11 protein-coding genes are annotated in these 10,237 nt (G+C 69.7%); 5 read left to right on the forward strand and 6 right to left on the reverse strand.

Translation table 11 applies throughout. The annotated features are described in order from the left end of the window. The first annotated feature begins 121 nt into the window (after nucleotides 1-121). From AB3X43_RS07105 to AB3X43_RS07115, 3 genes are read left to right on the forward strand one after another with little or no spacing between them, the layout of a single operon-like run. Complete coding sequence (locus tag AB3X43_RS07105; protein ID WP_369429161.1) at nucleotides 122-1,156, forward strand: M4 family metallopeptidase; 1,035 nt, start codon at nucleotides 122-124, stop codon at nucleotides 1,154-1,156. Further along, entirely contained in the window at nucleotides 1,153-1,455 is a 303-nt protein-coding gene (locus AB3X43_RS07110) for a protealysin inhibitor emfourin (RefSeq protein WP_369429162.1), read from the forward strand. Before AB3X43_RS07105 ends, AB3X43_RS07110 begins: the two co-directional genes overlap by 4 nt. Before the next feature lie 52 nt (nucleotides 1,456-1,507). Next, complete coding sequence (locus tag AB3X43_RS07115; RefSeq protein ID WP_369429163.1) at nucleotides 1,508-1,801, forward strand: hypothetical protein; 294 nt, start codon at nucleotides 1,508-1,510, stop codon at nucleotides 1,799-1,801. Nucleotides 1,802-1,881: 80 nt separating this feature from the next. On the opposite strand, the gene AB3X43_RS07120 is transcribed toward AB3X43_RS07115, so the two are convergent. Continuing rightward, entirely contained in the window at nucleotides 1,882-2,376 is a 495-nt protein-coding gene (locus AB3X43_RS07120; protein ID WP_369429164.1) for a hypothetical protein, read from the reverse strand. Between the two features lie 25 nt (nucleotides 2,377-2,401). Then, nucleotides 2,402-2,644 carry a GlsB/YeaQ/YmgE family stress response membrane protein gene (locus AB3X43_RS07125; protein WP_369429170.1) on the reverse strand — a complete coding sequence of 81 codons (243 nt, stop codon included), beginning with the start codon at nucleotides 2,642-2,644 and terminating at the stop codon, nucleotides 2,402-2,404. Between the two features lie 281 nt (nucleotides 2,645-2,925). Here AB3X43_RS07125 and AB3X43_RS07130 point away from each other — a divergent pair, with 281 nt between their 5' ends. Together AB3X43_RS07130 and AB3X43_RS07135 are read left to right on the forward strand one after the other, a co-directional pair. Continuing rightward, nucleotides 2,926-4,062 carry an SGNH/GDSL hydrolase family protein gene (locus AB3X43_RS07130; protein ID WP_473965077.1) on the forward strand — a complete coding sequence of 379 codons (1,137 nt, stop codon included), beginning with the start codon at nucleotides 2,926-2,928 and terminating at the stop codon, nucleotides 4,060-4,062. Between the two features lie 30 nt (nucleotides 4,063-4,092). Further along, the gene (locus tag AB3X43_RS07135) at nucleotides 4,093-4,767 is read left to right on the forward strand and encodes an OmpW/AlkL family protein (protein WP_369429165.1); all 675 of its coding nucleotides are present in this window, start codon (nucleotides 4,093-4,095) and stop codon (nucleotides 4,765-4,767) included. 4 nt (nucleotides 4,768-4,771) lie between these two features. On the opposite strand, the gene galK is transcribed toward AB3X43_RS07135, so the two are convergent. From galK to AB3X43_RS07155, 4 genes are all read right to left on the reverse strand, one after another. Then, entirely contained in the window at nucleotides 4,772-5,962 is a 1,191-nt protein-coding gene (galK, locus tag AB3X43_RS07140; RefSeq protein WP_369429166.1) for a galactokinase, read from the reverse strand. Then, the gene (locus AB3X43_RS07145; protein WP_369429167.1) at nucleotides 5,959-7,044 is read right to left on the reverse strand and encodes a UDP-glucose--hexose-1-phosphate uridylyltransferase; all 1,086 of its coding nucleotides are present in this window, start codon (nucleotides 7,042-7,044) and stop codon (nucleotides 5,959-5,961) included. The genes galK and AB3X43_RS07145 overlap by 4 nt, the downstream gene beginning before the upstream one ends. 24 nt (nucleotides 7,045-7,068) lie before the next feature. Next, complete coding sequence (locus AB3X43_RS07150; protein ID WP_369429168.1) at nucleotides 7,069-8,094, reverse strand: aldo/keto reductase; 1,026 nt, start codon at nucleotides 8,092-8,094, stop codon at nucleotides 7,069-7,071. Continuing rightward, nucleotides 8,091-10,237 (reverse strand): alpha-galactosidase (locus AB3X43_RS07155; protein ID WP_369429169.1); only part of this gene is annotated, 2,147 nt, incomplete at its 5' end. The genes AB3X43_RS07150 and AB3X43_RS07155, both read right to left, overlap by 4 nt.

The following is a 10,237-nucleotide window of genomic DNA, read 5'->3' on the forward strand; positions in this document are numbered from 1 at the left end:
GCGATCGATCCGTCGTACACCCCGTAACGTAAAGAGATCCGGTCGGGTACCAGATCGGGTGGACGGACATGGTCCTGCTTCGTATCCTCATGGCTCTCCTTCTATTTCGAGCGAGGTTGCCATGCGTTCCGTCTGTCGTTGTTCCATCATCCCGGCCGATGTGCTGGACCGCCTGTCGCACGACAAGAGCCTGACCGACGCCGAGCGACAGCATTTCACCGACATGGCCGCCAGCGAGCGCCACTGGCGCAAGGTGCGCGCGCTGCAGGCACCGGTGAATGCGGCGATGCTGGCGCTGTCCGGACAGACGGTCGTGGCGACCAAGCCGGCCATCACGGTCTTCGACTGCAAGAACGGCACGAGCCTGCCGGGCAGTGCGGTGGCCAAGCCGGGGACATCGGCCGACCTGACCGCGCAGCGCGCCTTCAACGAGACGACGGCGGTCGCCGAGTTCTACCGCACCGCCTTCGGGCGCAACTCGGTCGACAACCTCGGCATGACGCTGCAGTCGTCGATCCACTACGGCCTGCGCTACAACAACGCGTTCTGGAACGGCACCCAGATGACCTATGGCGACGGCGACGGCAACATCTTCGTGGACTTCACGAAGAGCACCGATGTCATCGCCCACGAGCTGACCCACGGCGTCACGCAGTTCACCGCGAAGCTCGGCTACACCAACGAGGCGGGCGGCCTCAACGAGAGCCTGTCGGATGTGTTCGGCTCGATGTTCCGCCAGTGGCGCCTGAACCAGACCGTCACCCAGGCCGACTGGCTGATCGGCGCGGACATCATGGGTCCCGGCGCCAAGACCCGTGGCTACACCTGTCTGCGCGACATGGCCAACCCGGCGGCCACGCACTGCCTGTCGCCGCAGCCGACGCTGTATTCCCAGTACCGCACCGGCATGGACCCGCACGAGAGCAGCGGCATTCCCAACCTGGCGTTCTGCCGTGCCGCGGTGGCGATCGGCGGCCACAGCTGGGAGAAGGCCGGCAAGATCTGGTACCAGGCGCTCACCGGCTACGCCGCCGCACCCACGCTGAAGATGAAGGCCTTCGCCACCCGCACCCGCGCGCTGGCGGCCTCGCTGTTCCCGACCGAGCCGGCGGTGGCGGCTGCGGTCGACCAGGCCTGGAAGAGTGTCGGCCTGTGAGCGGCGAACTCCACATCGAGCGGCTGGGCGGCCTCGCGGGCATGGGGCTGCCGGCCTCGCACCTGCGCAGCGAGGGCCGGCTGGCCGCCGATGCGCTGTCGGACGCGGACCGGGCGGCCGTCGATCGGCTGTTCGCCCGCCCGCCTGCCACCCGCAGCGCGGCCAGTCCGGTGCGCGATGGCTTCCGCTACCGCATCACCCGCACCTCGGCGACGGGCGTGCCTGAAATGGTCGAGCTGGCTGCGGAATCGCAGGTGCCGCAGGCGCTGCTGGACTGCATCCAGGACACGCTGCGCTGAGGGCCTGAGAGGGCCGTCGGCGACAATGGCCCTCAACTCTCCGAAAGAACCCATGAGCGCGAAGAAGACCGACCTGGTCAAACACCTGGCCCGCAAGCTGGACGGCAAGATGAAATCGGCTGGCGTGCCCCCGCGGTTTGCACAGGGTTCCGCCGATGCGGCTGCGGCCGCCAAGCGCGTCGAACGTGCCGAGAACGCTGCGCCGAAGCTGGTGTCGGTGGCCTGCCGCCTGCCAGCCGATCTGGTCAACCAGATGCGCGAGCGGGCGCTGACGCAGGAAGGTGGCGTCAACGCCGTCGTGGCGCTGGCCCTGGCGCAGTGGCTGGAGACGGTGCCCGCCAACTGACACCTGAAAGTACGACGCCCAAGCCTCGCGGTGTGTGATGCCTGGGCGTTGCAGAGACGCTGGTCCGAGCCGCAAATCGCTCAGCGCTGGGCCAGATGGTCCTTCATCTTCGACAGCGCCACGGCCATCGCCAGACCGCCCAGGGTCTTCACCAGACCAGGGTGCTCGGCGTAGAAGCCGGCCAGCTTGTCGGCGATGCCGGGCTCGGCCTGGTGGGCCTGCGTGACGATCGCTTCGGTTTCCTCCGGCGAGAGCTGCGAGGCCTGGGCGGGTGTGATCTCGGTGTTGCCCGGACCCATGACGCGGCCGAGTGCACCACCCGCCAGCGCCGCCGCGGCCGTCGGGCCGAGCGTGGCCAGGATCTGGTTGAGCATGCCGGCCTGCTGCGTGCCGGACGAGCCGCCAAACAACTGACCGACCATCGCGCCGATGTCCGGCGTCTGGTCGGAGCGGAAGGCGCTGGCCAGCCCCTGGGCCAGCAGATCGGCCGGCGCCGCCTGGGCCACCTGGTCGAATTGCTGGTGGCTGACGTCGTTGCTGCCGGTGGCCTGGGCCAGGATGTCCATGAGATTCATGTGGAGCCTCCGAAAGGGTTGTGGTTCAGCGGGTGACGCGGTTGTAGATGAACAGCAGCACGATCGCGCCGATCACCGAGGCGATGAAGCCCGCGATCTGGCCAGCCGGGTACAGCCCCAGCGCCTGGCCGATGTAGCTCGCGGCCACCGAGCCGGCAATGCCGAGCACCGAGGTCATGAGAAAACCGCCGGGCGCCTTGCCCGAGGTGAGCGATTTGGCGACCAGGCCGGCGACGAAGCCGATCAGGATGGTCCAGACGAGATGCATCATGGTGGGAACGTCCTCCGTTGAAGCGGGCCCGGATCGGGCCTTGTCGACATGGATCGTAGCGGTTCCATGTGGAATTTGTCACGACCTTTGGCTGGGCTTTACAGCAGGTACTTCCCCACCGTTCGGATGGCCACCGTGCAATTGGGACACCTTCGGGACCTGGCTGCGGTGTGCTCAGGGTTTGTCTAGACCGCGCTGGGCCGGATTTGGGTCTACATTGATTCCGCTAAATCGAACGACCGTACTTTTTGGTGCGGTCCCTCATTTCAGGAGACACCATGGCCATGATTCGTCGCATTCAATTCGGGCTGTCCGCCGTGCTGGTGGCCGCACTGGCTGCCTGCGGCGGAGGTGGGTCGGACACCGCGCCGCGCACCAGCGTCACCACGCTTCGGGTCATGGGCGACAGCCTGGCCGACGTTGGTACCTACGGATTCAAGTTCACCGTCCAGGGCAACGACCTCTATGCGGAGCGCGTGGCGCAGTCGTACGGATTGAGCAAGGGCTGCAACTTCTTCGCCTTCACCGGCACGACCTTTGCACCCAACGCCACAGCCGGCTGCACCAACTACGCGATCGGCAACAGCGTCATCAATCCGGCGAGCAATGCGTTCACGGCGGCCGATCCGCGCGGACTGGCCGTGCAGTTCGCGACCGCCACGGCGGTGGGCAACTTCGCCGCTGGAGATCTCCTGCTGGTCGATGGCGGCGGCAACGACGCATCGGCGCTGGTGGGCGCCTACCTGGCGGCAGCCAAGGACGGCGGCGCGAGCTACCTGGCACTGCTGGGCACCGTGCTGACGCCGGCCCAGGTGAGCGCGGCAGCGGGTGGCGGAGCGGCCGGACTGGCGGCGGCTGGCGGCACCTACATGACTGCGCTGGCCGACAAGTTCGCCGCGATGATCCAGACGGGGGCGCTGGACAAGGGCGCCCAGCGCATCGCGCTGCTGAACATGCCCGGCATCACCAACACGCCGCGCTTCCAGCTGGTGCTGGACAGCATCGGCAGCGCGGCCGGTGCCGCTGCGCGCGCGCAGAGCGAAGGCCTGTTCAAGAGCTGGATCGTCGCGTTCAACACCGAACTGGCGGCCAAGTTCGCGGGCAACGGCAAGGTGGCGATCGTCGATTTCTACACGGCGTTCAACGACCAGATCACCAGTCCGGCGCAGTTCAACCTGACCAACGTGAAGACCCCCGCCTGTCCGGTCACCGGCGTGGGCACGGACGGACTGCCGACCTACAGCTTTCCGACCTGCACCGATGCATCGCTCGCCGCGGCGCCGCCGGCCGGCGTGACGGGGACGGGCTGGTACAAGTCCTATGCCTTCTCGGATGGCTTCCACCCCACGCCCTACGGCCACCAGCTGACGGCCCAGCTCATCTCGCGCACGCTGGCCCAGGCTGGCTGGCTCTGAACGACCGAACCGACCGAAGGAACGACTGACATGACCCTCCGTCTCAACCCGGTCCTCTGGGCCACCGCCGCGCTGCTGCTGACCGGCACCGCCCATGCCCAATCGGCGGGCACGCTGACTGGCCGCCTCAGCGTCACGCGCATTGCGCCGGACGTCACCAGCGGCAACCTGACCTCTCCCAGCTTCGCCGGCACCCAGGCCGACATCACCGCGAACACCCAGCCCACGGGTGGTCTGACCTGGATGGTGGACGACCACGTCGCGATCGACCTGCCGCTTGCGCTGGGCTTCAGGCACGACCTGGTGGGGGCTGGTGCCATCGCCGGCGTGGGCAAGATCGGCGAGGTCCAGGCCCTGCCGATCAGCCTGCTGGCGCAGTACCGTTTCATGGAGCCGTCGGCGCAGATCCGGCCTTATGTCGGAGCCGGCCCGACCTATGCCCGGTTCTACAAGGCCCGCAGCACGGCGGTCCTCTCCGGCCTGACCGGCGGCTCGCCGGCGAACCCGACGACACTGACCGTCGACTCCAGGCTGGGCCTGACGATGCAGCTCGGGGCCTCGATCGCGGTGGCGCCGCGCTGGTCGCTGGATGTGTCGGTGCTCAAGACCCTGCTCAAGACGACCGCCCACCTGTCGTCCGGACAGACACTGGACGTGACAGTGAATCCGACCTCGTACACGGTCGGGCTCGGCTACCAGTTCTGAGCCATCAGGTGGCCGGGTGCGCGGGGGCGAGCGCTCCTGCCCCGGTCGCCGCGTGGCTGACCCAGATCGTCGGCGGTGCGCCATCCGGTGAGCGGTAGGCGGCTTCGATCGCGGCCTGCACGTCGGGGATGCGTGCATCCGGCAGCAAGACCACGACGCAGCCGCCGAAGCCGCCACCCGTCATGCGTGCGCCGCCCTCGTGTCCGACCGCCTGCTGTGCAATCTCCACGAGTTGGTCGATCGCCGGGTGCGTGATCTCGAAGTCGTCGCGCATCGACACGTGGGACGCCGCCATCAGCTCCCCCAGCCGCACCAGGTCACCAGCGGCCAGCGCTCCGGCGGCATCCACCGTGCGGGCATTCTCGGTGACGATGTGGCGCGCCCGGCGGAAGACCACCTCGTCGAGTCCGCCCCGGTCGTGCACCAGCTGCGCGGCGTCCACGTCGCGCAGCGCGGCCACGCCGTAGTGGCGTGCTGCCGCCTCGCACTGGGTGCGGCGGGTGTTGTACTCGCTGCCGACCAGCCCGCGGCGTACCCGCGAGTGGACGATCATCACGGCCACGGCCTCCGGCAGATGCACCGGCTGTCCGGACAGGCTGCGGCAATCGATCAGCAGCGCGTGACCAGCTTCGGCGCGGGCCGAGATGAGCTGGTCCATGATCCCGCAGTTGACGCCGACGAAACGGTTTTCGGCGCGCTGCGCGATCAGCGCGAGGTCGGTCTGGCTCACGCTGTCGAGGCCGAGCAGTGCCTTGAACGCCTGACCGACCGCCACCTCCAGCGAGGCCGAGGACGACAGCCCCGCACCCTGCGGCACGTTGCCGGCGATGGCCAGATCGGCGCCGCACAGTGCCAGTCCGAGCGGGGCGAGGTGTTCGGCCAGCATCATCACGGTGCCACGCACATAGTTGGCCCACTGCAGGTCCGGGTGCGGGGTGATCGGCGCATCGAGATCGAAGGTGTCCACCGCGTGACCGTAGTCCGCGGCCACGACACGCACCTGCCGGTCACCGCGCGCTTTCACGGCAATCACCGTGCGGTAGTCGATCGCGCAGGGCAGCACGAAGCCGTCGTTGTAGTCGGTGTGCTCGCCGATCAGGTTGACGCGGCCGGGGGCTTGCACCCAGAGGTCCGGGGCATGGCCGAAGGCGGACTGCAGCGCGTCGGCCGTGCGGGCGTTCAGGGTGTCGGTCATGGCGTGGCGTGTCGGTAGTGGACGTCGCTGACGGCGCGCAGTCGCTCGGCCGCCTGCTCGGGGGTCAGGTCGCGCTGCGCTTCGGCCAGCATCTCGAAGCCGACCATGAACTTGCGCACCGCCGCCGAACGCAGCAGCGGGGGATAGAAATGGGCGTGGAGCTGCCACGGCGCAGGGTCGTCCGTGCCTCTGGCGGCGCCCTCTGCGGGGAAGGGCGCGCCGTGCCAGCCCATCGAATAGGGAAAACTGCAGCGGAACAGGTTGTCGTAGCGGCTGGTGAGCTTCTTCAGGGCCTCGGCGAGGTCGGTGCGCTGCGCCGGCGTGAGCTGCGGCAGCCGCTGCACCGCGAAGCGCGGCAGCAGCAGCGTCTCGAACGGCCAGGTCGCCCAGTACGGCACCACCGCCAGCCAGTGCGCGGTCTGCACCACGGTCCGCGCGCCCGATGTGGCTTCGCGTTCCACGTAGTCCAGCAGCATCGGTCGCCCGTGGGCCGCGCAGTAGGCGCGCTGCGCGCGGTCCTCGGTGGCGGCTTCGTTGGGCAGGTGGCCGGTGGCCCAGATCTGGCCGTGCGGATGCGGCTGCGAGCAGCCCATCAGCGCCCCCTTGTTCTCGAACACCTGCACCCACGGGTGTGTGCGGCCCAGCTCGGCGCTCTGGTCGCACCAGGTGTCGACGACACCGCCGATGGCCGCCAGCGACAGCTCGGGCAGCGTGCGCGCGTGGTCGGGCGAGAAGCAGATGACGCGGCTGGTGCCCCGGGCGGCCGTGGCCTGGAACAGCGGATCGTCGCTGGCGGGGGCCTCCGGCACGTCGGGCATCAGTGCGGCGTGGTCGTTCGTGAAGACGAAGGTGCCGGTGTAGTCGGGGTTCACGTCACCGCTGACGCGCGTGTTGCCCGCGCACAGGTAGCAGCCCGGGTCGTGGGACGGCAGGGTCTCGTCGGACGTGGTTTCCTGCTGGCCCTGCCAGGGCCGTTTGGCGCGGTGCGGCGAGACGAGCACCCACTGGTCGGTCAGCGGATTGCGGCGGCGGTGGCTGTGGTCGGCGGGGTTGAACATCGGGGAAGGGGGGAGGGCGGACATGGCGGCGTGTCGGGATGACGCTGCTCAGCGCGGCGCGGGGTGGTCGAGGCTGGCGAGCGCTGCGATGGCGGCGCGGTCTGTCGCGTCGGGCAGCGGGCCGGCGGCAGCGGCCACGGCCTCCTGCACCTGCTCCGGCCGGCTCGCACCGATCAGCACCGAGGTCATCTGCGGCTGGCTCAGCACCCACTGCAGCGCGAGCTGCGCCAGGCGGATCCCGCGGGCCTGTGCCGCACCGGCCAGCCGCTCGATGGCCGCCAGGCGGGCGGGTTGCAGGTCCTCGGTGCGCAGGAACCCGACGCCCTTGGCGATGCGCGAATCTGCGGGTACCTGCGCGTGGCGGTAGCGGTCGGTCAGCAGACCCTGGGCCAGCGGCGAGAAGGCGATGCAGCCGATGCCTTCGTCGGCCAGTGCCGGCAGCAGCGTGTCCTCGGCGCTGCGGTCGAGCAGGTTGTAGCGCGGCTGGTGCAGCACGCAGGGCGTGCCGTGCCGGTGCAGCAGCGCGGCGGCCTCGCGCAGCCGGTCGGCCGGGTAGTTCGACAAGCCGATGTACAGCGCCTTGCCGCTGCGCACGAGGTCTGCCAGCGCCGACATCGTTTCCTCCAGCGGGGTGTCGGGGTCCGGGCGGTGGTGGTAGTAGAGGTCCACGTAGTCCACCCCGAGCCGCCGCAGGCTCTGGTCGAGGCTGGCGACGAGGTACTTGCGCGAGCCGCCGTCGCCGTACGGGCCAGGGCCCATGCGGTAGCCGGCCTTGGTGGAGAGGATCAGCTCGTCGCGGTGCGCAGCGAAGTCCTCGCGCAGCAGGCGGCCGAGGTTCGCTTCGGCCGAGCCGGGCGGCGGGCCGTAGTTGTTGGCCAGATCGAAGTGGGTGACACCCAGGTCGAAGGCGCAGCGCAGCGTGCGGCGCATGGTCTCCAGCCGGTCCGCGTCGCCGAAGTTGTGCCACAGCCCCAGCGACACCGCACCCAGCCGCAGACCGTGCACGCCGCAGCGGCGGTAGGCCAGCCGCTCGTAGCGCTGTGGATCCGGGTGGTAGGTCGGGCGGGTGCTCATGCGGTTTCCCGGTGCAGCGTGACGATGAAGGCGGTTTCCGCCTGGGTGCGCGGCATCGGCAGACCGGCGTGCGCCAGCCAGGCGCCGTCGAGCACGAGGCCCTCGGGCGTGTTGATGGCGTCGAAGAATGGTGCCGTGTGGTGGCGGCCGGTCGGGTGCACGGTGTCGGCGGGCCGCACTGCGTGCACGCGGTAGCGTGCGGACTCGTCCAGCATCGGCAGCCGCAGCGTCGGCGTGTAGCGGTGGCTGCTCGGCAGCGGACGCAGCACCAGCAGCACCAGATCGCTGGCCGCCTCGTCGCCGTGCAGCTGCCAGCGCAGGCCGTCGCCGCCTTCGCCGAGCCAGACGCGGCCGTGGTGCAGCCGGTCGCGCAGCTGCTTGTAGACGTTGATCCAGCCGCGCAGCTCGGCGGTGTCGGCGTCGCTCAGTTGCCGCACATCGAGTTCGACGCCGAGGTGCCCCGCCAGTGCGACAGCGGCGCGGAAGGCCATTGACTGGGTGCGCCCCGTCGTGTGCGAGGGCGCAGTGCCGACGTGGGCGCCCATGATCTCGGGCGGGAAGAACTGCAGGAAGCCGCGCTGGATGTCGACCCGCGACAGCGCGTCGATGCAGTCGCTGGTCCAGACGCGGTGGGTGTGGCGCAGCACGCCGAAGTCGATCCGGCCGCCGCCGCCGGAGCAGCTCTCGATCTCGACGTTCGGGTGCGCGGCGCGCAGGCGGTCCATCAGCGCGTAGGCGGCGTGGATCTGCGCCCGGTAGCCGGCGGTGCCGTTGGCGAGTCCGGCCGGGGCGAGGTCGCGGTTGAGGTCCCACTTGAGGTAGCCGATCGGGTGCGCGGCGAGCAGCGCGGCGATCTTCTCGAACAGGTAGTCGCTGGCCTCGGGTCGCGCGATGTCGAGCACGAGCTGGTTGCGCGCCGTCAGCAGCGGGCGGCCGGCGATCTGCAGTGCCCACTCGGAATGGGCGCGGAACAGGTCGCTGTCCGGGTTGACCATTTCTGGTTCGACCCACAGACCGAACTCCATGCCGAGCGCGTTCACGTGCGCGATCAGCTCGCCCAGGCCGTTCGGGAACTTGGTTTCATCGGGCCACCAGTCGCCCAAGGCGGCACGGTCGTGGTGGCGGCCGTGGAACCAGCCGTCGTCGAGCACGAAGCGCTCGATGCCGACCGCTGCCGCTGCGGTCGCGAGTTCCTGGACCGGGCCAGGATGCACATCGAAGTAGAAGCCTTCCCAGGTGTTCAGATGCACCGGGCGCGGCTTCATCGCGCCACCCGGCCAGTTCAGCCGGCGGCGCAGTTCGGCGTGGAAATTGGCGGCCAGTCCGTTCAGACCGGCGATCGAACAGGTGGCGACCAGCTCGGGCGAGTGCAGCGCCTGCCCCGACAGCAGCCGGCCTTCGCCAGGCGCCAGCCACTCGCCCATCTGCCACTGGTAGAGACCGTCGTGCAGCCACTCGATGGTCTGCTGGTGGTTGCCGGACCACGCCAGGTGGGCGCCGAAGACGAGGCCGGTGTCGTCGGTGGTGCCCGGCGTCGTGACGACCGCGCCAGGGAAGCAGTCGTGGCTGGTGCGTCCGCGCCGGCTTTCCTTGCGCCAGAGGCTGCGCGTGAGCGGGTCGACCTGCAGCATGAACTCGTGGACATGCTGCCCCGCGTACGAGCGCACGCCGTCGCAGTGCCCCGGCAACTGCAGCGTGCCCGCGGCCAGCCACTGCACGTCGAGCACCGCGTCGCCCAGGTTGTGCAGCACCGATTGCAGCAGCAGCACATCGGACGCCGCATCGAGCCGCAGCGTCAGGTCCAGCCGCAGCCGGGCCACGTCGTCGTGCAGGTGCAGGCAGAGGGCCGAGCCCGCCGCGTCCTGCTGCAGCCACTCAACGTCGCAGCGGGTGAAGGCCTGCGCGAAATCCTGCCCGTCGCGGTGGGCGAGCAGCGCGCTCTGGCCGAACCAGCCGACGCCGAAGGTGGGCGCCACCGTCAGCGGCTGGTCGACGTCGAGCATGAACGACGGCAGCGGGCGCGTGTCGCGCAGCGCCGCGCCGGGTGTGGCCGTGTCCGGCAGGCGTGGCCCCCAGTAGCGCCACAGCGGCGCTTCGTCGGGCGGGCATTCGAGCACGACGCTGCTGCGCCGGCTGTGGAGAG

It is taken from the genome of Sphaerotilus sp. (genome assembly GCF_041083715.1).
Lineage (GTDB): Bacteria > Pseudomonadota > Gammaproteobacteria > Burkholderiales > Burkholderiaceae_C > Sphaerotilus.